The 24,150-nt window shown below is 67.2% G+C and carries 27 protein-coding genes and 1 other RNA gene; 15 read left to right on the forward strand and 13 right to left on the reverse strand.

Annotated elements, in window-relative coordinates; translation table 11 throughout:
• Nucleotides 1-662 precede the first annotated feature (662 nt).
• Nucleotides 663-1,985 (reverse strand): aminopeptidase P N-terminal domain-containing protein, encoded by a 1,323-nt coding sequence (locus tag AC5P7U_RS15630; RefSeq protein ID WP_197563811.1) that lies wholly within the window; start codon nucleotides 1,983-1,985, stop codon nucleotides 663-665.
• Nucleotides 1,986-1,990: 5 nt separating this feature from the next.
• Nucleotides 1,991-2,539: a UPF0149 family protein gene (locus tag AC5P7U_RS15635; RefSeq protein ID WP_197563807.1), complete on the reverse strand. Its 549-nt coding sequence runs from the start codon at nucleotides 2,537-2,539 to the stop codon at nucleotides 1,991-1,993.
• A gap of 151 nt (nucleotides 2,540-2,690) precedes the next feature.
• Here AC5P7U_RS15635 and AC5P7U_RS15640 point away from each other — a divergent pair, with 151 nt between their 5' ends.
• The 8 genes from AC5P7U_RS15640 (at nucleotide 2,691) to AC5P7U_RS15675 (ending at nucleotide 6,803) form a co-directional block, all read left to right on the forward strand.
• Entirely contained in the window at nucleotides 2,691-2,912 is a 222-nt protein-coding gene (locus tag AC5P7U_RS15640; RefSeq protein WP_005410898.1) for a TIGR02449 family protein, read from the forward strand.
• Nucleotides 2,909-3,205 carry a cell division protein ZapA gene (locus AC5P7U_RS15645; RefSeq protein ID WP_006467013.1) on the forward strand — a complete coding sequence of 99 codons (297 nt, stop codon included), beginning with the start codon at nucleotides 2,909-2,911 and terminating at the stop codon, nucleotides 3,203-3,205. Before AC5P7U_RS15640 ends, AC5P7U_RS15645 begins: the two co-directional genes overlap by 4 nt.
• A gap of 97 nt (nucleotides 3,206-3,302) precedes the next feature.
• Nucleotides 3,303-3,488, forward strand: a non-coding RNA gene (gene ssrS, locus AC5P7U_RS15650) — 6S RNA.
• 83 nt (nucleotides 3,489-3,571) lie between these two features.
• Nucleotides 3,572-4,165 (forward strand): 5-formyltetrahydrofolate cyclo-ligase, encoded by a 594-nt coding sequence (locus AC5P7U_RS15655; RefSeq protein WP_133935479.1) that lies wholly within the window; start codon nucleotides 3,572-3,574, stop codon nucleotides 4,163-4,165.
• The gene (locus tag AC5P7U_RS15660) at nucleotides 4,162-4,641 is read left to right on the forward strand and encodes an EVE domain-containing protein (RefSeq protein WP_008264983.1); all 480 of its coding nucleotides are present in this window, start codon (nucleotides 4,162-4,164) and stop codon (nucleotides 4,639-4,641) included. Before AC5P7U_RS15655 ends, AC5P7U_RS15660 begins: the two co-directional genes overlap by 4 nt.
• A gap of 22 nt (nucleotides 4,642-4,663) precedes the next feature.
• Nucleotides 4,664-5,311, forward strand: a complete 648-nt coding sequence (rpiA, locus tag AC5P7U_RS15665; RefSeq protein ID WP_006467017.1) for a ribose-5-phosphate isomerase RpiA — start codon at nucleotides 4,664-4,666, stop codon at nucleotides 5,309-5,311.
• 20 nt (nucleotides 5,312-5,331) lie between these two features.
• Nucleotides 5,332-5,775 carry a DUF192 domain-containing protein gene (locus AC5P7U_RS15670; RefSeq protein WP_197563805.1) on the forward strand — a complete coding sequence of 148 codons (444 nt, stop codon included), beginning with the start codon at nucleotides 5,332-5,334 and terminating at the stop codon, nucleotides 5,773-5,775.
• A 182-nt stretch (nucleotides 5,776-5,957) separates the two neighbouring features.
• Nucleotides 5,958-6,803 (forward strand): SirB1 family protein, encoded by an 846-nt coding sequence (locus AC5P7U_RS15675; RefSeq protein WP_006467102.1) that lies wholly within the window; start codon nucleotides 5,958-5,960, stop codon nucleotides 6,801-6,803.
• 46 nt (nucleotides 6,804-6,849) lie between these two features.
• Here the strand turns inward: AC5P7U_RS15675 and AC5P7U_RS15680 are convergent, their stop codons facing one another.
• Nucleotides 6,850-7,074 (reverse strand): rubredoxin, encoded by a 225-nt coding sequence (locus tag AC5P7U_RS15680; RefSeq protein WP_006467103.1) that lies wholly within the window; start codon nucleotides 7,072-7,074, stop codon nucleotides 6,850-6,852.
• 34 nt (nucleotides 7,075-7,108) lie between these two features.
• Here AC5P7U_RS15680 and thiE point away from each other — a divergent pair, with 34 nt between their 5' ends.
• Together thiE and hemL are read left to right on the forward strand one after the other, a co-directional pair.
• A complete protein-coding gene (thiE, locus tag AC5P7U_RS15685) occupies nucleotides 7,109-7,735 on the forward strand; it encodes a thiamine phosphate synthase (protein WP_006467104.1) in 627 nt (208 codons plus the stop codon).
• A gap of 16 nt (nucleotides 7,736-7,751) precedes the next feature.
• Complete coding sequence (hemL, locus tag AC5P7U_RS15690) at nucleotides 7,752-9,041, forward strand: glutamate-1-semialdehyde 2,1-aminomutase (RefSeq protein ID WP_006467106.1); 1,290 nt, start codon at nucleotides 7,752-7,754, stop codon at nucleotides 9,039-9,041.
• Between the two features lie 101 nt (nucleotides 9,042-9,142).
• Here hemL and azu read toward each other — a convergent pair whose 3' ends face one another.
• Nucleotides 9,143-9,592, reverse strand: a complete 450-nt coding sequence (azu, locus tag AC5P7U_RS15695; protein ID WP_049456925.1) for an azurin — start codon at nucleotides 9,590-9,592, stop codon at nucleotides 9,143-9,145.
• A 122-nt stretch (nucleotides 9,593-9,714) separates the two neighbouring features.
• On the opposite strand from azu, the gene AC5P7U_RS15700 reads away from it, so the two are divergent.
• Complete coding sequence (locus AC5P7U_RS15700; protein ID WP_197563804.1) at nucleotides 9,715-10,317, forward strand: HAD-IA family hydrolase; 603 nt, start codon at nucleotides 9,715-9,717, stop codon at nucleotides 10,315-10,317.
• Between the two features lie 33 nt (nucleotides 10,318-10,350).
• Here AC5P7U_RS15700 and AC5P7U_RS15705 read toward each other — a convergent pair whose 3' ends face one another.
• Nucleotides 10,351-11,577, reverse strand: coding sequence for an acetylornithine transaminase (locus AC5P7U_RS15705; RefSeq protein ID WP_006467246.1), 1,227 nt, complete (start codon nucleotides 11,575-11,577; stop codon nucleotides 10,351-10,353).
• A 63-nt stretch (nucleotides 11,578-11,640) separates the two neighbouring features.
• On the opposite strand from AC5P7U_RS15705, the gene AC5P7U_RS15710 reads away from it, so the two are divergent.
• Nucleotides 11,641-12,513 (forward strand): ion transporter, encoded by an 873-nt coding sequence (locus AC5P7U_RS15710; RefSeq protein ID WP_495221245.1) that lies wholly within the window; start codon nucleotides 11,641-11,643, stop codon nucleotides 12,511-12,513.
• A gap of 62 nt (nucleotides 12,514-12,575) precedes the next feature.
• Here the strand turns inward: AC5P7U_RS15710 and AC5P7U_RS15715 are convergent, their stop codons facing one another.
• From AC5P7U_RS15715 to AC5P7U_RS15725, 3 genes are all read right to left on the reverse strand, one after another.
• On the reverse strand, nucleotides 12,576-13,508 hold the full coding sequence (locus tag AC5P7U_RS15715; RefSeq protein ID WP_006467301.1) for a YiiG family protein: 933 nt from the start codon (nucleotides 13,506-13,508) through the stop codon (nucleotides 12,576-12,578).
• A gap of 177 nt (nucleotides 13,509-13,685) precedes the next feature.
• Nucleotides 13,686-14,678 (reverse strand): YiiG family protein, encoded by a 993-nt coding sequence (locus AC5P7U_RS15720; RefSeq protein WP_006467303.1) that lies wholly within the window; start codon nucleotides 14,676-14,678, stop codon nucleotides 13,686-13,688.
• Nucleotides 14,679-14,771: 93 nt separating this feature from the next.
• Nucleotides 14,772-15,590 carry an SDR family oxidoreductase gene (locus tag AC5P7U_RS15725; protein ID WP_006467380.1) on the reverse strand — a complete coding sequence of 273 codons (819 nt, stop codon included), beginning with the start codon at nucleotides 15,588-15,590 and terminating at the stop codon, nucleotides 14,772-14,774.
• Nucleotides 15,591-15,698: 108 nt separating this feature from the next.
• Between AC5P7U_RS15725 and AC5P7U_RS15730 the strand changes: the two genes are divergently transcribed.
• Complete coding sequence (locus AC5P7U_RS15730; RefSeq protein WP_006467381.1) at nucleotides 15,699-16,382, forward strand: hypothetical protein; 684 nt, start codon at nucleotides 15,699-15,701, stop codon at nucleotides 16,380-16,382.
• A 51-nt stretch (nucleotides 16,383-16,433) separates the two neighbouring features.
• Here AC5P7U_RS15730 and AC5P7U_RS15735 read toward each other — a convergent pair whose 3' ends face one another.
• The gene (locus AC5P7U_RS15735; RefSeq protein ID WP_006467383.1) at nucleotides 16,434-16,940 is read right to left on the reverse strand and encodes a DUF2867 domain-containing protein; all 507 of its coding nucleotides are present in this window, start codon (nucleotides 16,938-16,940) and stop codon (nucleotides 16,434-16,436) included.
• Entirely contained in the window at nucleotides 16,937-17,599 is a 663-nt protein-coding gene (locus tag AC5P7U_RS15740; RefSeq protein ID WP_006467385.1) for a serine/threonine-protein kinase, read from the reverse strand. Before AC5P7U_RS15740 ends, AC5P7U_RS15735 begins: the two co-directional genes overlap by 4 nt.
• 85 nt (nucleotides 17,600-17,684) lie before the next feature.
• Here AC5P7U_RS15740 and AC5P7U_RS15745 point away from each other — a divergent pair, with 85 nt between their 5' ends.
• Entirely contained in the window at nucleotides 17,685-19,682 is a 1,998-nt protein-coding gene (locus tag AC5P7U_RS15745) for a VTT domain-containing protein (protein WP_197563802.1), read from the forward strand.
• A 128-nt stretch (nucleotides 19,683-19,810) separates the two neighbouring features.
• On the opposite strand, the gene AC5P7U_RS15750 is transcribed toward AC5P7U_RS15745, so the two are convergent.
• The 3 genes from AC5P7U_RS15750 to AC5P7U_RS15760 form a co-directional block, all read right to left on the reverse strand.
• Nucleotides 19,811-20,389 carry an LON peptidase substrate-binding domain-containing protein gene (locus tag AC5P7U_RS15750; protein WP_006467388.1) on the reverse strand — a complete coding sequence of 193 codons (579 nt, stop codon included), beginning with the start codon at nucleotides 20,387-20,389 and terminating at the stop codon, nucleotides 19,811-19,813.
• Nucleotides 20,386-21,750, reverse strand: a complete 1,365-nt coding sequence (gene mpl, locus AC5P7U_RS15755; protein ID WP_053450712.1) for a UDP-N-acetylmuramate:L-alanyl-gamma-D-glutamyl-meso-diaminopimelate ligase — start codon at nucleotides 21,748-21,750, stop codon at nucleotides 20,386-20,388. The genes AC5P7U_RS15750 and mpl overlap by 4 nt, the downstream gene beginning before the upstream one ends.
• Before the next feature lie 330 nt (nucleotides 21,751-22,080).
• The gene (locus AC5P7U_RS15760; protein ID WP_006467393.1) at nucleotides 22,081-22,644 is read right to left on the reverse strand and encodes an adenylate kinase; all 564 of its coding nucleotides are present in this window, start codon (nucleotides 22,642-22,644) and stop codon (nucleotides 22,081-22,083) included.
• A 136-nt stretch (nucleotides 22,645-22,780) separates the two neighbouring features.
• Between AC5P7U_RS15760 and AC5P7U_RS15765 the strand changes: the two genes are divergently transcribed.
• Nucleotides 22,781-24,037 (forward strand): 6-phosphofructokinase, encoded by a 1,257-nt coding sequence (locus tag AC5P7U_RS15765; protein WP_197563801.1) that lies wholly within the window; start codon nucleotides 22,781-22,783, stop codon nucleotides 24,035-24,037.
• Nucleotides 24,038-24,150 lie beyond the last annotated feature (113 nt).

The raw sequence follows: 24,150 nt of genomic DNA on the forward strand, positions 1-24,150 counted from the left end.
ACATCCACGGCTTCTACAATCCAGCCCGGCTACACTCGGCGCTGGGCTACCACTCGCCTAACAACTATGCCCGGCAGCTCCGGACTGCCGCCTGAAACGGCTTCATGGCGTCCGTTTTCAGGGGGCCAGATCAGACACCCCCGCGAACCCACCCCGCCCCACCTCTGACAGTTTCCTGCCGCGTCCAACCACGGAAAAGAAAAAAGAAAAGCAAAAGCGGGTCGCTTGCTGCGCTCGCTCCGTGTCGACCAAGGTCGACACCTACCAACAGCCGCGCGTCCCAACAGCCGCAGTGGCCAGTGGATCCACGCCATGCGTGGATGATTCATTCGATATCTGGCAGATGTGCCGACCCACGGTCGGCACCCACCGACAGATCGCAGGGATCTGTCAGAGGCGGGACGGTGTGGGTGGGCAGGACCGTTGGCGCCATGGATGGCGCCATCGAGCCCCCATGGGTGAGGGCGCTTTGCTTGCGAAGCACTGCTTCGCAAGCGCCCGAACGCACAGCCGCCAGCGGCTGGGCCGGACCCCGGAGGGGGGGTTTACGGCGTGTCCTGACCACCCACACCGCCCCGCCATCCCACGGAATGCCGCTCTTGCTTTGGCCGTTGCCGTTGCATCGAGCAGGTGCAGGGCTGCAAGCCCTGCAGAAAAGCCCCTTACCCCGCCATCACCGCTTCGATCTCGTCGGCGCTGCGCGCCAGGCCTTCGGTCAGCACGCGATGGCCGTCATCGGTAATCAGCACGTCATCCTCGGTACGGATGCCGATACCGCGCCAGCGCGGCTCCACCGTCGTGTCATCCACGCCGATGTACAGCCCCGGCTCGATGGTGAACGCCATGCCCGGCTCCAGCAGGCGCGAATCACCGGCCAGGCGGTAATCGCCCACATCGTGCACATCCAGCCCGATCCAGTGCCCAGTCTTGTGCCGGTAAAAACGCTGGTAAAGGCCTTCGGACAGGTTCTTTTCCAGCGTGCCCTTCAGCAGGCCCAGCCGCAGCAGGCCCTCGGTCAGGGTCTGCACCGCCGCCAGGTGGCCGGCCTCGTACGGCACGCCCGGCTTGGCCTGCGCCAGTGCCGCGGCCTGCGCCTCACCGACCAGGTCATGCAGCGCGCGCTGCTCGGCACTGAAGCGGCCGCTCACCGGGAAAGTGCGGGTGATGTCGCTGGCGTAGCCGCGGTACTCGGCACCGGCATCGATCAGCACCAGCTCGCCATCACGCGAACGCGCATTGTTGTCGCGGTAGTGCAGGATGCAGCCGTTGCGGCCTGCACCGACGATGCTGCAGTACGCCGGAACGGCATCATTGGCGCGGAACACGCGTTCCAGCTCGGCCTGCAGCTCGTACTCGTGGATCCCCGCCTTGGCCGCCTTCATCGCCGCCAGATGGGCGCGCACGCTGATCTGCGCGGCATGCTGCATCAGCGCCACTTCGGCACCGGACTTGAACAGGCGCTGTTCGTGCAGCAGGTGGCCCAGCTCCAGGAACTCATGCGGCGGCTGCGCGCCATGGCGCACCTGTGAGCGCACGCGGTTGACCCAGCCGATCAGCTTCAGGTCGAAATCCGCATCGCGGCCGAAGTGGTAGTAGACGCGCGAACGCCCTTCCAGCAGGCCCGGCAGGATGTCGTCCAGATCATCGATCGGGTAAGCGTCGTCCATGCCGAACTGCGCCACCGCGCCTTCCTGGCCGGCACGGCTGCCGTCCCAGGCCTCGCGCTCGGCATCACGCTCGCGGCAGAACAGGATGGCCTCGCCATGGCGACGGCCGGGGATCAGCACCAGCACCGCTTCCGGCTCCGGGAAGCCACTCAGGTACTGGAAGTCCGAATCCTGCCGGAACGGATAATGGGTATCGAGGCTGCGCACCTTCTCCGCCGCAGCCGGCAGCACCAGGATCGCGTCCTCGCCGGCCATGTCCATCAGCTGGCGGCGGCGCCGCTTGTACTCGCCGGCCGCGATGCCGGTGCGCTGCTTGATATCCATCAATTCAGGCGCTGCCGATGGCGAGAGGCCAGCACCACGTCGCCGTGCAGCAGCAGCACCGCCACGCGGATGAATTCCTCGATCTCCGTCAGGGCGTCGTCGTCGTCATCGCCACCGGCCTCGAAATCCTCGCTGGAGGCACGGGCCAGGCTGGCCATGTCGGTCAGCGCTTCTTCGCCCTCTTCGGACAGTGTCGGGCGACGGCCGCCGCTGCCCAGGCCGAAACCGCCGAGGAACGAGCGGGTCCAGCTGAACATGGCATCGGCCTGCGCGGCCACGTCATCGCTGTCGGTCAGCAACAGCTCGAAGGCGAAGTCACGGTCTTCCAGCTGCTTGATGGTGACCTGCAGCAGCTGGCCCAGCACGCTGTCGGCGGCCACCGGCGGCAGGTTGTCGTCGGCCAGCACGCGCGCCGGCCAGTCGTTGCCGGGGGCGCCGCCGGCGGCCAGCCAGCCGCACAGCGCGCCGTGCAGCTCGGCAGCGGTGGCGCCCAGGCCCAGCTCCTGGCTGGCGCGGTTAACGTCGTCGACGGAGGGAAGTTCAGTCATCGTGCGGCTCGTTCGGAAAGGAAACCCGGGGCGCGCCGGCGCGCCCGTGAGACCCCGTAGTGTAGCAATCCAGCGGCCTCCTCCCCGTGGCCGTCCAGCCTTGCTGCGACAACGCTTGACCGCCCTTGCCCGGCTTGCCTATCGTGCCCGCATGGAACCCGCCGATCCCCTTGCCCAGCTGCAGGACTTCGCCGCCCGCGTGGAGGCGTTGCTTGAACGCAACCAGCGCCTGGCCGAGGAGAACCGCAGCCTGCGCCACCAGCAGGAACAGCTGGTGGCCGAGCGTTCCACGCTGCTGGCCAAGAACGAGCAGGCACGCTCGCGGGTGGAAGCAATGATCAGCCGGCTCAAATCCCTGGAGCAGCACACATGAGCGCCGAACCGGTCAGTGTCCGCATCCTCGATCGTGAATACACCGTCGGCGTCGGTGGCGACGAACGCGACAGCCTGATGGCCGCCGCGCGCCTGCTCGATGCCCGCATGCGCGAGATCCGCGGCAGCAACCGCATGGCCGCCGTGGACCGCGTGGCAGTACTGGCCGCGTTGAACCTGGCCCATGAACTGCAACTGCTGCGCGATGAGAATGCGCGCCAGGCAGTGGCCCTGCAGCAGACGCTGGCCGACCTGAACCGGCGCCTGGACCGCGCCATCGACGGCGGTGCCTGAAGAACGCGCACAACGCGTCTTCTCATATCTGAATTGGCACGGACTGTTGCCGACGAACGGCCTATCCAGATCCTGCGCGCTGGCTATAATGGCCACGCGTTCTCTGCGGTACTCGACGGCATGTGCAAACATTCGCCTTGTCCCTTAAGAACGACACCGGGAGCGCGACAGCGCCGGGAGTGCAGGTCCGCCTAGTAGCGGGAAGCCCGATGGTTCTCCAGCGTTCCCACTTGAGCCCCCGGGTTCAAGGTCGTTTCGCATGCATCGACATTGCGGAGAATGCAATATTCCAGCAAGGGCGGCGTCTTCGGGCGTCGCCCTTGTTCTTTGCGGCACAATGACGGCTGTTCCTTGCCGCACGCTGCCATGACCGACCCGCGCCAGGCCCTGCGCCACGACCTGCGGCAACGCCGCCGCGACCTTTCCGCTGCTGAGCGCATCGCCGCCGCCGAATCACTTGCCGATGCCCTGCTGGCACTGCCGTTCGCCCCGCGCGAAGGCGCCGTGGCCGGCTACTGGGCGCTGGACGGCGAAATCGCCCTGCACCGCTGGCAGCTGCAATTGCCCGAAGGCCTCACCTACTGCCTGCCGGTGCTGGCCGGCGACGTGCTGCGCTTCGCGCCATGGCGGCCCGGGCAGCCACTGACCAGCAATCGTTACGGCATTCCCGAGCCGGACATCGCACTGCAGGACACCCTGGAACCGGCGCAGATGGCGCTGGTGGTGGCCCCGCTGGTGGGCTTCGACACGCAGTGCCGGCGACTGGGCATGGGAGGTGGCTGGTATGATCGCAGCTTCGCCTTCCGCCACGACCGGCCGGCGCCGCCCTGGCTGGTCGGTGCGGCGTTCGCGGTGCAGCAGGTCGAGTCCTTGCCGGTGGCGTCGTGGGACGTGCCGGTGGATGCGATCTGCACCGAAGGCGGCACCCTGTTCCCCTCCGCTGCCCCCGTGAACGCATGACCGCCCGCAAGCGCTATTGGCTGATGAAGTCCGAACCGGACGCCTTCTCCATCGATGACCTGGCCAAGGTCAAGGTCGAACCCTGGAACGGGGTGCGCAATTACCAGGCGCGCAATTTCATGCGCGATGGCATGCAGGTCGGCGACGGCATCCTGTTCTATCACTCCAATACCAAGGTGCCGGGCATCGTCGGCCTGGCCACGGTGGCCAGCGCGGCCTATCCGGACGACACCCAGTTCGACCCGGCATCCGACTACCACGACCCCAAGAGCACGCGCGAGAACCCGCGCTGGATGCTGGTGGACGTGGCCTTCGACCGCAAGCTCAAGCAGGTGATCGCGCTGGACGAGATCAAGCTGCACGCCGACGAACTCGGCGAAGGCTTCCCGCTGGTTGCCAAGGGCAACCGCCTGTCGGTGTTCCCGGTAACGGCCGCGCAGTGGAAGCTGCTGCTGTCGCTCGAAAAGAAATCCTGATTCCCTGCCTGAGAGTTCTCCCATGTCCGAAGCCAAGCGCCTGGCCGCCGAGAAAGCCATCGAATACGTCGAAGACGGCATGATCGTCGGTGTCGGCACCGGGTCCACCGTGGCCTACTTCATCGATGCCCTGGCCCGCATCCAGCACCGCATCAAGGGTGCAGTGTCCAGCTCCGAGCAGAGCACCGCGCGCCTGAAGCAGCACGGCATCGAGGTGATCGAGCTGAACCACAGCGGCAACCTGTCGCTGTATGTGGACGGCGCCGACGAGTGCGACCCGAACAAGTGCCTGATCAAGGGCGGCGGTGCCGCACTGACCCGCGAGAAGATCATCGCCGAGGCCAGCGAGCGCTTCATCTGCATCGTCGACCCGAGCAAGCAGGTGCCGGTGCTGGGCGGGTTCCCGCTGCCGGTGGAAGTGATCCCGATGGCGCGCAGCCTGGTCGCCCGCCAGATCCGCGACATGACCGGCGGCCAGCCGACCTGGCGCGAAGGCGTGGTCACCGACAACGGCAACCAGATCCTGGACATCCACAACCTTCAGATCACCGATCCGGAGAAGCTGGAGCGCGAGCTCAACCAGCTGCCGGGCGTGGTTTGCGTCGGCCTGTTCGCGCGCCGCCGCGCCGATGTGGTGATCGTCGGCGGCGAGCCGCCGGTCGTGCTCTGACCCTTCCAAGGATCCTGACGATGTCGCTGTTGCGTTCGCTGCTGATGCTTCCGCTGCTGGCCCTGGCCGGCTGCGCCACCGACGCGGCCCGCCACTGGGTCGAGCTGGACGGCGCCCGCTACCAGGTCGAGCTGGCCACCAACGATGAAACCCGCGCGCGCGGGCTGATGTTCCGCGACCAGATGGCGCCCGACCACGGCATGCTGTTCGTCCACGACCGCGAAGAGATGCAGGCGTACTGGATGAAGAACACCAAGATCGCGCTGGACATCCTGTACTTCGACAACGAACGCAAACTGGTCAGCCAGCAGCGCGACGTGCCGCCGTGCTCGGCCGGCGACATGTGCCCGCCGTACCCCAGCGGCGGCCCGGCACGCTACGTGCTGGAACTCAACGCCGGCCAGGCCGAAAAGCTGAAGCTGAAGGACGGCACCGCGCTGACCTTCGGCCCGGGCATCGAGTAGATCTTCGCCCTGCATTGAGCAGGACCGGTAGGTGCCGACCTTGGTCGGCACTGGCTTGCCGCGCACGGGCAGGCTGTGGTGTGGACCAAGGTCCACACCCACTGGAAGCCCATCGGCCCAGGCCATGGCTTTTTCACGCGGCACCGCTTGAAACCGTCTGCGAATGACGCCAGTCTGTGACCATGCAGGACCGGATCACACTCCCCGACTGGGATGCACTGGCCGACCTCGAAGACGAGGCGCTGCCGCTGTTGCCGACCGCGCTGCTGATCGCGCGCGATGAATACCCCGATCTGCAGCCGTCCACCTACGACGCGCTGATCCAGAGCCATGTCGACCACCTCCGCTCGGAAGTGGAGGCCATCGACAACAGCCCGTTGAAGATGGCGGCGATCAACCGCCACCTGTTCGACGAGCTGGGCTACAGCGGCGATCACGACGAGTACTACGACCCGCGCAACAGCTACCTCAACCAGGTGTTCGAGCGGCGCCTGGGCAATCCGATCTCGCTGGCCCTGGTGCAGATGGAAGTCTCGCGCCGGCTGGGTATTCCCCTTGATGGCGTGTCCTTCCCCGGCCACTTCCTGGTGCGCCTGCCGGTGGATGACGGCGTGCTGGTGATGGACCCGTTCAACGGCGGCCGGCCACTGGACGTGGACGAACTGCGCGAGCGGGCCAAGTCACACCTGGGCGGGCAGATGCCCGACGACCAGGTGCTGGCACAGATCCTCGACCCCGCGCCGGCGCGCGCGATCCTGATGCGCATGCTGCGCAACCTGCACGGCGTCTATGCCGAAGCCGGCGAGTGGGACCGCGCTGCACGCAGCGCCGATCGCCTGCTCAAGCTGGCCCCGGAACAGGACGACGCCCTGCGCGACCGCGGCCTGGCCTACCTGCAGCTGGAGTACCTGGCCGGGGCCCGTCACGACCTGGGCCAGTACCTGAAGCGCAACCCCGAGGCCAGCGATGCGCAGTGGCTGCGCGAGAAGCTGATCGACCTCGGCGGGCCGATGCCGCGGCTGCATTGATTTACCGGTGTGTGGACCGACGGTCCACACCCACTGGAAGGTCCGGTCAGTCGACCTCGACCATCTCGAAATCGGCCTTGGTCACCCCGCAATCCGGGCAGGTCCAGGTCTCGGGAATGTCCTCCCAGCGCGTGCCCGGCGCGATGCCCTCTTCCGGCAGGCCGTCCGCTTCGCTGTACAGGAAGCCGCAGACCACGCACATCCAGGTACGCAAGGTGGTGGGGGTGGCATCACTCATCGGATAATCGGGGCTGGATTCACGGGCCGCCATTGTCCCATCGCGGCCCACGCACCGGTAGCCATCGATGACTTCTGCTTTCCCTGCGCCCCGCGGCGTCTACCTGATCACCCCGGATGAGCCCGATAGCGCACGCCTGCTGGCGCGCACCGCACCGCTGCTGGCCGCAGGTGCCACCTGGCTGCAGTACCGCAACAAGACCGCCAGCGACGCCCTGCGGCTGGAACAGGCCACGGCACTGCAGGGCCTGTGCGCTGCCCATGGCGTACCACTCATCATCAATGACGACCCGCTGCTGGCCAAAGCAGTCGGCGCGGCCGGCGTGCATCTGGGCGGCACCGACGGCGACATCCCCAGCGCGCGTGCCCTGCTGGGGCCCGAGGCCATCATCGGCGCCTCCTGCTACGACCAGCTGGCCAATGCAGAAAAGGCCGTGGCCGCCGGCGCCAGCTATGTGGCCTTTGGCGCTTTCTTCCCCACCACCACCAAGATCACCACCAGCCGCGCCCACCCCGATCTGCTGCGGCAAAGCGCCGCACTGGGCGTGCCGCGGGTGGCGATCGGCGGGCTGACCCCGGACAATGTCGGTCCCATCATCGACGCCGGCGCCGATCTGGTCGCCGTGGTCAGCAGCGTGTTCGCCGCCGAAGACCCGGTCGCGACCCAGCACGCCCTCCTCGCCCAGTTCGCGTAACACCCAGGAAAGCCCCATGAACCACGACCAGTCCCACGCCCTGTTCTCCCGCGCCCAGCAGCTGCTGCCGGGCGGCGTCAATTCGCCGGTGCGCGCGTTCAAGTCGGTCGGCGGCGAGCCGTTCTTCGTCGAGCGCGCCGACGGCGCCTACCTGTACGACGTCGACGGCAACCGCTACATCGACTACGTCGGTTCCTGGGGCCCGATGATCGTCGGCCACAATCACCCGGCGGTGCGCCAGGCGGTGAAGAAGGCCATCGACAACGGCCTCTCGTTCGGCGCGCCGTGCGCGGCCGAAGTGACCATGGCCGAGACCATCACCCGCCTGGTGCCGTCGTGCGAGATGGTGCGCATGGTCAACTCCGGCACCGAGGCCACGCTGTCGGCGATCCGCCTGGCGCGCGGCGCCACCGGCCGCAACCGCATCGTCAAGTTCGAAGGCTGCTACCACGGCCACGGCGACTCGTTCCTGGTCAAGGCCGGCAGCGGCATGCTGACCCTGGGCGTGCCGACCTCGCCGGGCGTACCGGCCGGGCTGAGCGAGCTGACCCTGACCCTGCCCTACAACGACTTCGACGCGGCCACGGCACTGTTCGAACAGCAGGGTAACGACATCGCCGGCCTGATCATCGAACCGGTGGTCGGCAACGCCAACTGCATCCCGCCGCGCGAGGGCTACCTGCAGCACCTGCGCGAACTGTGCACGAAGCATGGCGCGCTGCTGATCTTCGACGAGGTGATGACTGGCTTCCGCGTTGCCCTTGGCGGTGCGCAGGCGCACTACGGCATCACCCCGGACCTGACCACGTTCGGCAAGATCATCGGCGGCGGCATGCCGGTCGGTGCCTACGGCGGTCGTCGTGAGCTGATGCAGCAGATCGCCCCGGCCGGCCCGATCTACCAGGCTGGCACGCTGAGCGGCAACCCGGTGGCAATGGCCGCCGGTCTGGCGATGCTGGAGCTGATCCAGCAGCCCGGCTTCCACGCCGACCTCGCCGAGCGCACCACGCGCCTGTGTGCCGGTCTGGAAACGGCGGCTGCAGAAGCAGGCGTGGCGGTGACCACCACCCGCGTGGGCGCGATGTTCGGGCTGTTCTTCACCAGCGAAAAGGTGGAGACCTATGCGCAGGCCACCGCCTGCGACATCCCGGCGTTCAACCGCTTCTTCCACGCGATGCTGGAACAGGGCGTGTTCCTGGCACCATCCGCCTACGAGGCCGGTTTCCTGTCCAGCGCCCACGACGATGCCGTGATCGAGGCGACGCTGGCCGCTGCACGCGTGGCATTCAAGGCCGCCAAGGGCTGAGTGCTGCCCTGGTAGGCGCCAACCTTGGTTGGCACAAAAAGGGGACGGAGGGGATTAAGTCGTTTGTGCACAAACGCCTTAATCCCCTCCGTCCCCTTTTTTCAACCGAAGACGAGCTTGCCCTTCATCATCGCGAAGTGGCCGGGGAACGAGCAGAAGAAGGTGTAGTCGCCGCCCTTCTGCAGGCCCTGGGTGGAGAAGCGCACGCGCGTGGTCTCGCCACCTCCAATCACCTTGGTGTGGGCCAGCACGCGCTTGTCGGCCTTCGGCAGGTAACTGTCGGCCAGGGTCATGCGCATGCCCGCCATCGCCACCGGCTGGTAGTCGGCCGTGCGGGTCAGCACCCAGTTGTGGCCCATCGCGGTAGCGGCCAGCTTGCCGGTGTGGCGCAGGGTCAGGTCCACGGCACTGCAGTCGGCGGCAACCTTGATCTCGCGACTGCTGAAACTCATCTGGTCGGTGCTGTCGATGCTCACCGCACACACGCGCGCCATTGCCGATGGCGCCAGCATCAGCGCACCCAGTCCAACCGCCACCGTCCAAGCCTTCATCGCTGCATCTCCTGCGGATTCAAACGTCATTCTAGGCAGGCCCATGCGCTCCCGTCTGCGACCGTCTGTCGCATGCACGCTCCAGGGTTTGCGCGCATCCATGGCAATGGCATGCTCGGCCGATGCGGATCGATCTGTTGCTGCTGGATGTGGATGGCGTGCTGGTGCAGTACCAGCGCGCACAGCGCGTGCTGCACTTGGCGCAGGCGCTGGAGGTTTCCCCGCAGGCCGTGCAGGCCGCGCTGTACGACAGCGGGCTGGACGCCGCGCATGACCGTGGCGCACTGGATGGCCCAACCTATCTGGCGCAGCTGGGCGGGCTTCTGGGCAGGACGGTCGATGTGGCCGCCTGGGTGGCCGCACGGCAGGCCGCCAGCCATCCGCAGGTGGCCGTGCTGCAGCGGCTGCAGGCCCTGCAACTACCCATGGCGGTACTGACCAACAACGGCGCGCTGATGGTGCAGGCATTGCCGGCCCTGCTGCCGGACCTGTTCCCGGCGCTGCAGGACCGCGTGTTCTGCAGTGCCGATTTCGGCCTGCGCAAACCGCAGCCGACGGTGTTCCAGCGCGTGCTCGAGGTACTGCAGGTTGCGCCTGCGCGCACCTTGTTCATCGATGATCTCTTCGCCAACGTGCGCGGCGCGCGCGCGGCCGGCCTGCACGCCGAAACGGTGTGCGACGGGCGCGGGTTGGGGAAGGTGTTGAGGCGCTACGCAATCCTGTAGAGCCGGGCATCGGCCCGGCTCTACAGCCAAGGCTCAGCGCGCGGCGATGAACGCGGCAATCGCTGCGCGCAGGCGCTTCAGGCCTTCGGCCACTTCTTCGTCGGTGATGTTCAGCGACGGCACGAAGCGCAGCACGTCCGGGCCGGCCTGCAGGGTCAGCAGGCCCTGCTCGGCGGCGTGGTCGAGGATGGCACCGGCCTGGCCGGCGAAGTCCTTGCTCAGCACCGCGCCCAGCATCAGGCCACGGCCACGCACGTCGCTGAACACGCCAAACTCGTCGTTGATACGGGCGAAACCATCGCGCAGCGCCTTCGACTGGCGGCTGACGTTGGCGGCGATCTCCGCCGAGGCCAGCTTGCGCAGGGCCACACGGGCGACTGCAGCGGCCAGCGGGTTGCCACCGAAGGTGGTGCCGTGCGCGCCGAACTGCATGGTCTCGGCCACCTTCGGGCCAGCCAGCATCGCGCCGATCGGGAAACCACCGCCGAGTGCCTTGGCCAGGGTGACCATGTCCGGCACCACATCGTCCTGCCAGTGCGCGAACAGCGTGCCGGTGCGGCCCATGCCGGCCTGGATCTCGTCCAGCACCAGCAGTGCGTTGTGCTGGTCGCACAGTTCGCGCACGCGCTTGAGGAAACCGGACTTGGCCGGCATCACGCCGCCCTCGCCCTGGATCGGCTCCAGCATCACCGCCGCCACGTCACCGGCGGCCATTGCGGTTTCCAGCTGCACTTCATCGTTGAAATCGATGTAGCGGAAGCCACCGGGCAGCGGCTCGTAGCCTTCCTGGTACTTCGGCTGGGCCGTGGCGGTCACCGCGCCCATCGTGCGGCCGTGGAAGCTGCCACGGAAGGTGATGATCACCCGCTTGTCGGCCGGGCGGCCCTGGCTGGAGGCCCACTTGCGGACCATCTTGATCGCCACTTCGTTGGCTTCGGCGCCGGAATTGCACAGGAACACGCGTTCGGCGAAACGGCTGGCCTTCACCAGCTCTTCGGCCAGGTGCAGCGGCGGCGCGCTGTAGAACACGTTGCTGGTGTGCCAGAGCTTGCCGGCCTGTTCGACCAGCGCGGCCACCAGGTCCGGGTCGTTGTGGCCCAGGCCACACACGGCGATGCCGGCGGCCAGGTCGATGAACTCACGGCCCTGGCTGTCCCACACGCGGGCGCCCTGGCCTCGCTCCAGTACCACCTGGCGGGGCTTGTAGACCGGCAGGTAGTAGTGCGAAAGGGAGATCAGCGGATCGGTAGCGGCGGTCATGGCAGTCGGCAGGGTTCAGGAATCCCCATTCTCGCGCCGGAACCCCTGCGGCACAATGCGCCCATGCGACCGTTTTCCGCCCCCCAGCTGAACCCCGCCACCGAGACCGGCTGGCGCCGTCGGTGGTTCGACATCATCTACCGCCACGACTCGCGGCCTTCGCGCAATTTCGACCTGATCCTGGTGGTGGCGATCATCGCCAGCATCCTGGTGGTGATGATCGACAGCGTGCAGCACCTGCATGCCGAATGGTCCACCGGCCTGTACGTCCTGGAATGGGCGTTCACCATCATCTTCACCGCCGAGTACCTGCTGCGGCTGGCGGTGGTCAAGCGCCCGCTGCGTTACGCGGTGAGCATCTGGGGCATCATCGACCTGCTGTCGATCCTGCCCGCCTACCTGTCGTTGTTCATTCCCGGCGCGCAGAGCCTGCTGGTGGTGCGCGCGCTGCGCATCCTGCGCGTGTTCCGCATCCTCAAGTTGACCCGATACATCGAGGAAAGCGGCGTGCTGATGACGTCGCTGTGGCGCAGCCGGCGCAAGGTGCTGGTATTCCTGTTTACGGTGATCACCATCACCATCATCGCCGGCGCGCTGATGTACGTGATCGAAGGGCCGGAACATGGCTTCAGCAATATTCCGGCCAGCATGTACTGGGCGGTGGTGACCATGGCCACGGTCGGTTTCGGCGACATCGTGCCGCAGACCGTACTCGGCCGCTTCGTCACCTCGGTGCTGATCCTGATCGGCTACAGCATCATCGCCGTGCCCACCGGCATCTACACCGCCGAACTGGCCAGCACCATGCGCGAAGCCGAGCTGGCCGCACGCCGCGATGCCCGCGGCTGCCCGCACTGCGGGCTGGAAGGCCACGAGCCGGACGCCCGCCACTGCCGCAGGTGCGGCGGTGAACTGCCGGATGCGTTCAGCCATTGAGGCACATGCCGGCCAGCGGCCGGCACTACCCTCGGTAGATCCACGCCATGCGTGGATCCTCCTCAACGCATGCGATTGCTGGTGGTCACCAGGTCGTTGTAGGCGTCCAGGATCGTCGACTGCGCGCCTTCAGGATCGGTGGTGAGCCAGCTGCCCGAGGCCTTGCGTTCGGCCGCCAGCGCTTCAGCGCTGATCGGCTTTCCCTGTTCCAGGCGCTCGACGCCGCGGCCTGCGGTACGCACCAGCTTGTCGGCCGAGCGCTGCACGTGGCCCCACATCGGGTCGTCCTTGCCGACACCGCCGTTCTGCACTTCGGTCACCAGCGCCTGATAGTCGGCCAGCTGCTTGCGCACTACCGCCAGGTCCGGCGCGTCCCCCTGGAACGCCATGGCCAGCTGCTTGCCATCGCCGAGGATGCGCAGGTGGTAGTAGGCCAGCGAGCGACCCTCGCTTTCCTCGATCCGCTTCAGCTCCGCGGCGCGGCGCTCGTTCTCGTTCTTCTCCAGCGCCACATCCATCGCTTCGCTGGCCTTGAAGAAGGCGGCATAGGCCTGCATCAGCGGCGCATGCTGCGCGCGCATGCCTTCGCCGCCATCACGACGATAGTCTTCGCGGGTGAAGTAGCCATCGGCGCGCTCGGTCAGGGCATTCAGGGCCTGGAACGCCTGCTGATAGTCGCGCGCGGGGCCATCCATCGGCAGTGCCGGGGTCTTCGCCAGTGCGTCGGTCATCGGCTGGCCGCAATACTCGATCCGGTGCGACAGCACCTTGCCGGGCGAGCGCGGTTGCGCTTCCTTGCCGGTCGGGCCGGCCTCGGGATCCTTCATCCAGCCGGTGTAGGCCTGGAAGCCTTCGTGAACGGGCTGTTCGACGCCGTTGTAGCACTCGATGTAGGCATTGACCTTTACCAGCCCCGGGTCGGCCACGGCCAGCCCCGCCGGCTTGTTGCAGCCGGTCAGGCCTGCCAGCGAGCCAAGCAGAAGCAACGGGAGCATGCGTGTGGATGCGTTCAAATCAGTTCCTTGCACAAGTAAAAACTGCAGTCATCGTGGTTCATCGCGCCCACGCCCGTCCCGGCAGCGCCGGAAGAGGCCGCCCTTCGGAGCCCCGTCCTGGGTCGCGCCGCAATCGACATGTTCGATTACGACAAAATAACGCGATGAACGCCTCGGTTACTGGCGGTTGCTCTGGAAAACGAGCGTGTTGTATTCCTGCATCAGCTTGCTGGCAGAGCCGCGCGGCGCCATCGAGGGCGAATCAAGCATGCGCCGTTCGAAATCGGTGTAGGGCTTGTTCTCGCTGACACGCTGCAGCCGCTCCTTGCCTTCGCGGCGGAAATTCTCGGCTCCACGCTCGAAGCCTTCCCAGTCCGTCTTGCCCGGCTGCTGGTCGGCAACCTTGGCGTGCGCTTCATCGGAAATGCGGTTGAAGGCATCCAGATGTTCGCGGGCCGCGGCCTGATCAAAGCCGTCATCGGTCATCAGCTCCACGATCGCCTTCGCTTCCAGCATCATCGCCAGGCGGTAGTACTCGCGCGTGCGCCCCTCGGCCTGTTCCAGTGCTTTGAGCTGCTCGCGCTGGGCAGCGTCGTTGTGGCGCTCCAGTGCGGTGTTGAACGTTTCGCTGGCAACCACGAAGTCCTTGAAGGCGGCCATCAAAGGCGCATGCATCTGCTTGCCCTTGGCAAACTGATCGTCTTCGTAGTCCTGGCGATCGTAGTAGTCGTGCGCGTCCTTGCTGAGCGGCACCAGTGCCTTCAGCGCCTGCTGATACCGGCCGGCAGCGGTATCAAGATCGGCCAGGGCCGGCTTGGCAGCGATCGCTTCGGTCACCGGCGCGTCGCACTGCTTCATGTCGTAGTCGCTGATCTCGAACGGCCCGTACACCTGCGTCTCGCGCCCGCTCGGGCCGGCGTCGACGTCCTTGATCCAGCGCGTGTAGGACTCGATGCTGCCGTGTGTTTTCGAATCAAGCGCGTTGAAGCAGCCGATGTAGGCGTTGAGTTTTGCGGTCAACTGCTGCTGTGCGTCGGAGTTCGCGGTGCTGGCCTCCGGCTTGCCGGAGGGACCAGCGTCACCCGCGGTTGCCGGCGCCTTGCCACCGCAGGCGCCCAGCATCAATGACAGCGACGCGGCCAGCGCCGCGTGGGAAAGAGTGCGTGACATGCGTTCACTTCCTTGTTGAAAACGATTACAGCTGCGCATTCTAGCGCAGCAGGCCGAGGGTCGCAGCCCTCGGCCTCTTCCAACGGGTCACGCTCAATCCAGGAACAGGTCCGGCAGCAACGGCCGCGACGGATCCACTGCATAGCCCGACAGATCGGTGACACCGGCCTGTGCCAGCACCTCATCATCGATCAGGAACCGGCCGTGGAAGCCGGCCGCTTCGCGCACCAGCACGGCGTGCGCGGCGTCGGCCATGATCTGCGGCGTGCGGCACCCGGCGGCATCCACGCCCGGAATCATGTTGATCGCATCGGTGGCAATCACCGTGCGCGGCCACAACGCATTGACCGCCACGCCCTGCGGGCCGAACTCTGCAGCCAGGCCGAGCGTGACGAAGCTCATGCCCATCTTCGCCAGCGTATAGCCGGTATGCGGCGCCCACCACTTCGGCTCCAGGCTGGGCGGCGGTGCCAGGGTCAGGATGTGCGGATTCGGCGCCTGCAGCAGGTAAGGCAGGCAGGCCTGCGCGCACAGGAAGCTGCCGCGCGCGTTGACCTGCTGCATCAGGTCGAAGCGCTTCATCGGCGTATCCAGCGTGCCGCGCAGCCAGATCGCGCTGGCGTTGTTGACCAGGATGTCGATGCCACCGAAGGTATCGACGGTGGCGGCGACGGCCGCCTGCACCTGTTCTTCCTCGCGGATGTCGCACTTCAGGGCCAGGCCCTGGCCACCGGCCGCCGTAACCGCCTCGGCCGCGCTGTGGATGGTGCCCGGCAGCTTCGGGTTCGGCACCGACGACTTGGCGGCGATCGCCACGTTGGCGCCGTCACGCGCGGCGCGCAACGCGATGGCCAGGCCGATGCCACGCGAGGCTCCGGTGATGAAAAGCGTTTTGCCCTGCAGACTGCCCACGTTCCACACTCCAGCGTATGCAATGAGCCGCTAGTATGCCGCGCCGACGCGGAGTTCACCCGGCCTTGACGATACTCGGGCCTCCAGACAACGCACGAGGTCCACGCCATGCGCCGTTCCCGCCTGCTGCTGCCTGCCCTGGGCCTCGCCCTGCTGACCGCCTGCCAGGGCCGTTCGCCGGAACCCGGCAAGGAGCCGCCCGCCGGTGACGCTCCCAGTGCGGAGAAGGCCGCCGCCGACGGCAAGATGCGCTGGAGCGAGGCGGTGGTCTGGGATGGCGACCTCAACGCGTGCCGCCAGGGCGAGAATGCGGCCACGCGTGACTGCCTGCGTGATGCGATGCACGCCGGTGGTGCCAGCGCCGATGCGATCACCGCCGCCGAACAGCTGTCCACCGGCGGCGAACTGGCCTACGTGACCGCCTGGCATGAGAGCGATGGTCTGGGCGTGGCCACGGTGGAGTATCCGTTCCGTGCCAACACCAACGAAGGCACCCGCCTGGTCGACGCCAGCGGCAAGCGCATCGATGTGGATGCCGTGCAGCTGGATGACACCCTGCGCGCGGACCCGACGGTGCAGGAACTGCTGAAGGCCAATCCGCAGGCGACGCCGTTCGCACCCGCGCAGTCGGCTGGAGCAACGCCGCTGGAGAACGGCGGCATCCGCCTGCTGTACCGCACGCCGCTGCGCGACTGCCACGCCTGCCCGGATGTGGGCCAGCTGCAGATGGCCTACGACTTCGACGCCAAGCGCAACTTCATCGGTCAACAGGTGGTGCCGGCGACGCCGTAACCCGGAAACGCCGCGTGTCGCCGGGCGTGGCCCGGCGGCCGCAGTGCCGGGTCATCGGTACACCTGAACCTGCTTCTGCAGCAGGTGCGGCACGATCAACCGGTGCACCGGGGCCACCGGCAGCATGTACAGGCGCCCGAACGCGTTGTGCGTATGCACCACCGTCGCCACTTCCAGCACATCGCCCTGCCACTGCAGGGCCAGCTGCACGCGCAGGTGGCGGTCGTTGTCTTCCAGCACGATGGCGTCGGCATCCAGCGCCTGCAGCGTGAAGATGCCGAGCCGCTGCCCCGGACGCGGCTGCTCGATGTCCTGCACTGCGCGCAGCGAACCCAGGTCCTTCATGCCGAGCAGGCGCATGCCGCGATTGCGCAGTGCCATCAGCCCGTCGAACCAGCCAGGAATGCTCGCCGCCATGTCACGGTAGGCCTGCAACGCGGTTCGATCCCCGCGCTGTGTGCTGGCCTGGCAGGCATGTACAAAGTGGGCACCAGCCATCTGCGCGCGCAGCACGCTGCCCGCACTCGGCGCGGCGGTCACCACCTGCGATGCCCTCACGGCTTCGGCCCCTGCCCCTCATTGTCTTCCCAGTGCAGGATGCGCCGGGTGACGAAGCGGTAGACCGGCTTGCCGGTGGCGAACCACAGCTCGCGCACCCACGAAGTGCGCTTGAGCACGCGCTTCTCCACCGGGGTGAGCGACTCGCGGCAGTACATGCGCTTGTGCTTGAGCAGGTGGCGCAGGTCCTCGCGGGCCAGCAGGCGCATCCAGCGCGAACGCGGATCGCCGATCACCGCCAGCTGGAAGTCGATCAGCGCTGGACGGCCATCCTCGGTGACCAGCCAGTTGGCTTCCTTGGCCAGATCGTTGTGGGCCACGCCGCGCCGATGCAGGTGCTGCAGCAGCCGTCGCGCCGAATGGAACCAGGCCACGTCGCCGCGGGGTGGACGCTGGTACATCGCATCGCCGGCCATGAAGCTGCGGTCGAGGTGGCGGCCATCCCAAGCCAGCAGCTGCGGTACGTCAGGCATGCCATGGATGTGCTGCAGCGCGCGTGCTTCGCGGCGTGCCAGCCACCACGCAGGCAGCCGCAGCCACAGCGGCGTGGCGCCCAGATCGCGGCGCACGAACGGGCCATCGGGGCCTTTCACAAGGAGGATGCGACCGAAGCTGTCGGCCTTCAAGGCATGCGGTGGAGCGTCTGGCGTATGCGGCATGGGCCCATTCTAGGCGATGGCGCCGGTTGCAAACGGTCACGAAGCGGCTGGGAACCAGTCACCTTCACGCCCCTATAATCGGGCAATGGACTCTTCATGGATCGACGCCACCCTCGCGTGGATTGCCGCTCACCCCGTGCTGGCGGGAGCTGTTATCTTCCTCATCGCCTTCTGCGATGCGGTCATCATTCTCGGCGCCATCGTGCCGGCCCTGCCGCTGCTGTTCGCGGTGGGCGTGTTCATCGGCCTGGGCCAGATCTCCGGGCCGTACGCGGTTGCGGCGGCGGCACTGGGTGCGTTCGCCGGTGATGGCATCAGCTACTGGATCGGCCGTCGCTGGGGCGACCGCCTGCGCGGCGTCTGGCCGTTCAGCCGCTATCCGCAGCTGCTCGACCGCGGCGAGAACCTGTTCCGCCGCAATGCGTTCAAGAGCATCCTGATCGCACGCTACGTCGGTGCGATCCGCCCGTTCGTGCCTGCCATTGCCGGCATGATGAAGATGCCTGCCAGCCGCTATATGCAGGCCAGCGGCATCGCCAGCATTTCCTGGGCGGTGCTGTTCCTGGCCCCGGGCTGGGTTCTGGGCGAAGCGTACGACGCGGTGGCCGCCGTGGCCGGGCGCCTGGTGGTGGTGGTCGGCCTGCTGATGGTGATCCTCGGCCTGGTCTGGGCCATCGTGCTGTACGGCTACCGCTGGTCGGCCGCACGCATGGACAACTGGCTGGCGCGCCTGCTGGACTGGTCCAACCGCCACCCGACGCTGGGCCGCTATACCGTCGGCGTGCTCGACCCGAAACGCCGTGAATCGGTGCCGCTGGCGATGCTGGCGCTGATGCTGCTGGTGCTGGGCTGGGGCTGGTTCGCGCTGCTGACCGTGGTGGTCGCGCATGGCGAACCGCTGGCGATCGACCTGCTGGTGCACCAGGCCATGCTGGCGCTGCGCAACCCGCTGGCCGACTACCCGATGGCAGCGCTGGCGTCGCTGGGGGCCTGGCAGGTACTGCTGCCGGCCACCGCGGCGGCGATGGGCTACCTGATCTGGCGCCGACGCTGGATGGCCGCCGCGCACTGGCTGGCCGCACTGGCCTTCGGCCTGGCGCTGACCATGCTGCTCGGCGCCACCGTGGATGTGGTGCGCCCGGTCGATGCCAGCAGTGGCTTCGGCTTCCCGTCGGTGTCGGTGACCATGGCCACCATCACCTTCGGCTTCTTCGCGGTGCTGATCGCGCGCGAGATGCCGGGCCGCACCCGCGTCTGGCCGTATCTGGTGTCGGGCATCGTGGTCAGCCTGATCGGCTTCTCGCGCCTGTACCTGGGCGCACACTGGCTGAGCGATGTGATCGGCGGCATGCTGTTCGGCACATTCTGGCTGCTGGTGCTGGGCATCGCCTACCGCCGCCGCTTCAACCGCTCGTTCTGGGTGAAGCCGGTGGCGTGGCTGTTCTACGGCGTCTTCGCCCTGGCGGCGATGTGGTACGCGCCGCGCCACATCCCGGTGAAGCTGGAGCGCTTTGAACCGACCCTGCCGGCGCCGCAGGCGATGGACATGCAGGCGTGGTGGCAGCACGACTGGTCGACGCTGCCGGCGCGCCGCAACGAGTTCGATGATGACCAACGCTGGCCGCTGGACGTGCAGGTGGCCGGCCCGCTGGCGCCGCTGCAGGCGCAGCTGGAAGCCCGCGGCTGGAAGCGTCAGGAACAGGCCGGCTGGCAGGAAGCCCTGCTGATGCTGGACAAGAACACCGGCGCCGACCAGCTGCCGGTGTTGCCGGCAACGCTGGAAACGCGCGTGGAAGCACTGCTGATGGTGCGCCAGGGTGCGAAGCCGGATGAGCGCTATGTGCTGCGCCTGTGGCCGGCTCCGGCCCAGCTGCAGCCCGGCGATACGCCACTATGGCTGGGCAGCGCGCAGACCCTGCGCTACGAGCGCCACTTCGAATGGATCGGCATGTGGCATCCGCTGCGCGGCGTCGACCCGGCCATGAACGCGGTGAAGGAGGCTGTGCAGGGCCTGCCGCAGCGCGAGGACGTGCACAGCGAGACCGGGTTGCCGGTACTGCGGTTGAAGACCACCGCGCGCTGACGGAGGCGGTTCTGCTCTGGTAGTCGCCAACCTTGGTTGGCGCTTCGGGTAAAGGCTGCCAACCAAGGTTGGCATCTACCGGTTACGCCGCGCCCTGGTAGTGGCCAACCTTGGTTGGCGTTTGCCGGCTACGGCATCCAGCCCAGCAACTGCTGCAGGCGCTGGTGCGGGTCGTCCAGCTGCAGCAGCTGCAGGCGCTGCTGCTCGCTCAGTGGCAGCAGTTCGGCCAACCGCCAGCCGACCCAGCTTGCCTGATCCAGCAACGCCGGGTTGGCCGGCGCATACGCCTCGCCCGCCTGTTCGATGATGTGCCCGAGCACCGTGGCCAGCAGCGCATGCTGTGGCCGCAGTTCGTCGTCGGGATCTTCCTCGCACCAACTCACGTCGGCCACAACCAAGCCGTTGTCACGGACCCGCGTGCGCTCGACATGGAAGCGGCGGGTGCCACGCAGGCGCAGCTGCAGCACGCCATCGGCGCCGACATCGAAATCTTCGATGCGCACCTGCACGCCATACGCCGCCGGTGTCGCCGGTGCGCCCACTTCCTGGCCGTCGAGGATCAGGCAGACGCCAAAGCCCTCGCCACTGCGGCCGCTGTCGCGAACCAGATCCAGATAGCGTCGCTCGAACACGCGCAGGCCCACCGCTGCACCCGGCACCAGCGTGCTGTGCAACGGGAACAGCGGCAGCGAACCGTCGGCGCTCATCGGGCCTGCAGGGCGGCGAGGAAGCGGCGCGGTGCGCCGTCGAAGCCACCGTTGGACATGAACACCACATGGTCACCACTGCGTGCATGGGACTGCAGCTGTGCCAGCAGTGCATCGGTATCGGGTACCGCATGCGCCTGGCCACGCACCGCGGCGATCACCGCGGCAGCGTCCCAGGCCAGTTCCGGGCGGTGCAGGAACACCACTTCATCGGCCAGCGCCAGCGACGGCGCCAGCGCCTGCGCATGTGCGCCCAGCCGCATCGAGTTGCTGCGCGGCTCCATCGCGACCACGATGCGTGCATCGCCGACCTTGGCACGCAGGCCTTCCAGCGTGGTGGCGATCGCCGTCGGGTGATGGGCGAAGTCGTCGTAGACGGTGATGCCATCAACGCTGCCGATCACTTCCATGCGGCGCTTGACGCTGCGGAACCGCGCCAGCGCCGGAATGACGTCGGCCGGTGCCACGCCCACCGCATGCGCGGCGGCCAGCGCGGCCAGGCCGTTGAGCACATTGTGGCGGCCCAGCAGCGACCACTGCACATCACCCAGCGCCTGGCCGCGATGATGCACGCGGAACGCGCTGCCATCGGCAGCCAGCAGCTCGGCATGCCATTCCAGCGACGGGTCGAAGCCAAAGCGCTCGACCGGAGTCCAGCAGCCCATCGCCAGCACTTCGGCCAGGTACTTGTCTTCGCCGTTGACGATCAGCCGACCACGTGCCGGCACCGTACGCACCAGATGGTGGAACTGGCGCTGGATCGCCGCCACGTCCGGGAAGATGTCGGCGTGGTCGTATTCAAGGTTGTTGAGGATGGCCACCAGCGGCCGGTAGTGCACGAACTTGCTGCGCTTGTCGAAGAATGCGGTGTCGTACTCGTCGGCCTCGACCACGAACTCGCGGCCCTGGCCGAGCCGGGCGGAGACGCCGAAATCCTCGGCCACGCCGCCGATCAGGAAGCCCGGCGAACGCCCGGCGCTTTCCAGCAGCCAGGTGAGGATGGTGGTGGTGGTGGTCTTGCCATGGGTACCGGCCACGGCCAGTGTGTCACGCCCTGGCAGCACCCGTTCGGACAGCCATTGCGCGCCGGAAATGTAGCGCTGGCCAGCGTCAAGCACGGCCTCCACGGCCGCGTTGCCCCGCGACAACGCGTTGCCGATCACCACCTCATCGGTGCCGGCCGGCACGCTGTCGGCGCGGTAGCCCTGGTCCAGGGTGATGCCCAGCTGTTCCAGCTGGGTGGACATCGGCGGATAGATGGCCTGGTCGCTGCCGCTGACCGGATGGCCCAGTTCCCGCGCCAGGGCGGCCACGCCGCCCATGAAGGTGCCGGCGATTGCAAGGATATGTACGCTGCTCATGACCGAGGATTGTGACTGATGACGGCTGTATAGGGCCAATGTCCGCGCCTGGGTAAGACAAGTCCTACACAGGATGTGAGAAAACTCCAATCTTCTGTCAGGGAATTCCCGATAGCGATGTTCTGTGAACCCGGACACAATTCGAACTGCCAGCCGCAGTACCCGAACCGGTCCTACTCCCCAAGAGGCCATCCCCAAGGGAGCTCATGCTGCGGGGCCCTGAGCAAGCCCTCTGCTGGCGCCTATCAAACGACACAGGCCTGATCCTCGCGGACCAGGCCTGTGTTTTTTTGCGCCTAAGGGCCGGAACCGTGTGCCGGCCCAGCCGGATCAGGCCTTGATCGCCGCCAGGATGCGCGCTTCGATCTCGTCCAGCTCACCGACGCCGTCGACGCGGGCCAGGGTGCCACGGCCGGCGTAGAAGTCGACCACCGGGGCGGTCTGCTCGTTGTAGACCTGCAGGCGCTGGCGCACCGCTTCGGGCGTGTCATCGGCGCGGCCCTGCTCCTTGGCACGACCGGCAATGCGCTCGACCAGCAGCTCGGTGGCCACGTCCAGCTGCACCACCGCGTCCAGCGGCTGGCCGATCTTGGCCAGCAGGCCGTCCATCGCATTGGCCTGGGCCACATTGCGCGGGTAGCCATCCAGGATGAAGCCCTTGGCGACATCGGCCTGGGTCAGGCGCGATTCCAGCATGCCCAGCAGGATGTCGTCCGACACCAGGTTGCCGGCATCCATCACCGTCTTGGCCTGCTTGCCCAGCTCCGTGCCGGCGGCGATTTCCGCGCGCAGCATGTCACCGGTCGAAATGTGGGCGATCCCCAGCTTTTCCTTCAGGCGCGTCGCCTGTGTCCCCTTGCCCGAACCGGGCGGTCCCAACAGAACCAATCGCATTGACCTGACTCCAACGTGTTGAAAACAAAGAAGGTTCGCGTCCCGGACGGACCGGTATCGCTGCACCGCAATAGCGCCACTTTACCGCATCCGGGTAATGTCCCTGCAATGTCCCCTCCCCCGAGCAGGTAGAAGCATGCGCAACGGTACTCTTCTCTACGCCCAGTCCGGTGGCGTCACCGCGGTCATCAACGCCACGGCCGCAGCGGTGATCGAGCAGGCCCGGGCCAAGGGCATCAAGGTCCTGGCCGCCCGCAACGGCATCCTCGGCGCCCTGCGCGAAGAGCTGATCGACACCAGCAAGGAGAGCGCCGCGGCCATCCGCGCCCTCGCCCATACCCCGGGCGGCGCGTTCGGTTCGTGCCGGGTCAAGCTGAAATCACTGGACGCTGACCGTGCACGTTACGACCGCCTGCTGGAGGTGCTGCGCGCCCACGACGTGCGCTGGTTCCTCTACAACGGCGGCAACGACTCGGCCGATACCGCGCTGAAGGTCTCGCAGCTGGCCAAGGCGTCGGGCTACGACCTGACCTGCATCGGCGTGCCCAAGACCATCGACAACGACCTGGCGGTTACCGATACCTGCCCGGGCTTCGGCTCGGCCGCCAAGTACACCGCGGTGTCGGTGCGCGAGGCCGCGCTGGACGTGGCGGCGATGGCTGAGACCTCCACCCGCGTCTTCATCTACGAAGCGATGGGTCGCCACGCCGGTTGGCTGGCGGCGGCGGCGGGCCTGGCCGGCAACGGCGATGACCAAGCCCCGCACATCATCCTGCTGCCCGAACGCGCCTATGACGAGGCGGTGTTCCTGGCCAAGGTGCAGGCGGTGGTCGAGCGCGTCGGCTACTGCGTGGTGGTGGCCTCGGAGGGCATCGCCACCGCCGATGGCCGCTTCGTCGCCGATGCCGGTGGCGGCAAGGACTCGTTCGGGCATTCGCAGCTGGGCGGCGTGGCCGCGCACCTGGCCGGACGGGTCAAGGACCAGCTGGGCCTGAAGGTGCACTGGGCCCTGCCGGACTACCTGCAGCGCTCGGCCCGGCACCTGGCCAGCAAGACCGACTGGGAGCAGGCGCAGGCGGTGGGCAAGGCTGCGGTGCAGTTGGCGCTGAAGGGCCAGAACGGCGTGATGCCGGTGATCGTGCGCAGCAGCGACGCGCCGTACCGCTGGAAGATCGAAGCCGCGCCGCTGTCGAAGATCGCCAACCACGAGAAGAAGATGCCGGCCGGTTTCATCCGCCGCGATGGCTTCGGCATCACCGCCAAGGCGCGCGCCTACCTGTCACCGCTGATCAAGGGCGAAGCACCACTGCCCTACGGCCCCGACGGCCTGCCGAAGTACGTCACCCTGAAGAACGTGGCCGTGAAGCAGAAGCTGCCGACCTTCGAGGGCTGAACCGAAAAAGGGGACGGAGGGGATCAAGTCGTAACCGCCCCTCCGTCATCACTCCCCCATCAGCGTTGGGGCGGTTGCGACTTGATCCCCTCCGTCCCCTTTTTTTGGAGGTG

This window comes from Stenotrophomonas sp. YJH_SMC_57, from assembly GCF_059369755.1.

Coding starts and splice junctions, on each gene's coding strand:
- AC5P7U_RS15680 (WP_006467103.1), bottom strand. CDS start 7,074: ATGGCGGCCCGTGAATCCAGCCCCGATTATCCGATGAGTGATGCCACC.
- hemL (WP_006467106.1), top strand. CDS start 7,752: ATGAACCACGACCAGTCCCACGCCCTGTTCTCCCGCGCCCAGCAGCTG.
- AC5P7U_RS15730 (WP_006467381.1), top strand. CDS start 15,699: ATGCGCCGTTCCCGCCTGCTGCTGCCTGCCCTGGGCCTCGCCCTGCTG.
- AC5P7U_RS15675 (WP_006467102.1), top strand. CDS start 5,958: ATGCAGGACCGGATCACACTCCCCGACTGGGATGCACTGGCCGACCTC.
- AC5P7U_RS15655 (WP_133935479.1), top strand. CDS start 3,572: ATGACCGACCCGCGCCAGGCCCTGCGCCACGACCTGCGGCAACGCCGC.
- thiE (WP_006467104.1), top strand. CDS start 7,109: ATGACTTCTGCTTTCCCTGCGCCCCGCGGCGTCTACCTGATCACCCCG.
- AC5P7U_RS15705 (WP_006467246.1), bottom strand. CDS start 11,577: ATGACCGCCGCTACCGATCCGCTGATCTCCCTTTCGCACTACTACCTG.
- AC5P7U_RS15760 (WP_006467393.1), bottom strand. CDS start 22,644: ATGCGATTGGTTCTGTTGGGACCGCCCGGTTCGGGCAAGGGGACACAG.
- AC5P7U_RS15670 (WP_197563805.1), top strand. CDS start 5,332: ATGTCGCTGTTGCGTTCGCTGCTGATGCTTCCGCTGCTGGCCCTGGCC.
- AC5P7U_RS15635 (WP_197563807.1), bottom strand. CDS start 2,539: ATGACTGAACTTCCCTCCGTCGACGACGTTAACCGCGCCAGCCAGGAG.
- AC5P7U_RS15645 (WP_006467013.1), top strand. CDS start 2,909: ATGAGCGCCGAACCGGTCAGTGTCCGCATCCTCGATCGTGAATACACC.
- AC5P7U_RS15745 (WP_197563802.1), top strand. CDS start 17,685: ATGGACTCTTCATGGATCGACGCCACCCTCGCGTGGATTGCCGCTCAC.
- AC5P7U_RS15700 (WP_197563804.1), top strand. CDS start 9,715: ATGCGGATCGATCTGTTGCTGCTGGATGTGGATGGCGTGCTGGTGCAG.
- rpiA (WP_006467017.1), top strand. CDS start 4,664: ATGTCCGAAGCCAAGCGCCTGGCCGCCGAGAAAGCCATCGAATACGTC.
- AC5P7U_RS15750 (WP_006467388.1), bottom strand. CDS start 20,389: ATGAGCGCCGACGGTTCGCTGCCGCTGTTCCCGTTGCACAGCACGCTG.
- AC5P7U_RS15640 (WP_005410898.1), top strand. CDS start 2,691: ATGGAACCCGCCGATCCCCTTGCCCAGCTGCAGGACTTCGCCGCCCGC.
- azu (WP_049456925.1), bottom strand. CDS start 9,592: ATGAAGGCTTGGACGGTGGCGGTTGGACTGGGTGCGCTGATGCTGGCG.
- AC5P7U_RS15765 (WP_197563801.1), top strand. CDS start 22,781: ATGCGCAACGGTACTCTTCTCTACGCCCAGTCCGGTGGCGTCACCGCG.
- AC5P7U_RS15720 (WP_006467303.1), bottom strand. CDS start 14,678: ATGTCACGCACTCTTTCCCACGCGGCGCTGGCCGCGTCGCTGTCATTG.
- AC5P7U_RS15740 (WP_006467385.1), bottom strand. CDS start 17,599: ATGCCGCATACGCCAGACGCTCCACCGCATGCCTTGAAGGCCGACAGC.
- mpl (WP_053450712.1), bottom strand. CDS start 21,750: ATGAGCAGCGTACATATCCTTGCAATCGCCGGCACCTTCATGGGCGGC.
- AC5P7U_RS15660 (WP_008264983.1), top strand. CDS start 4,162: ATGACCGCCCGCAAGCGCTATTGGCTGATGAAGTCCGAACCGGACGCC.
- AC5P7U_RS15710 (WP_495221245.1), top strand. CDS start 11,641: ATGCGACCGTTTTCCGCCCCCCAGCTGAACCCCGCCACCGAGACCGGC.
- AC5P7U_RS15715 (WP_006467301.1), bottom strand. CDS start 13,508: ATGCTCCCGTTGCTTCTGCTTGGCTCGCTGGCAGGCCTGACCGGCTGC.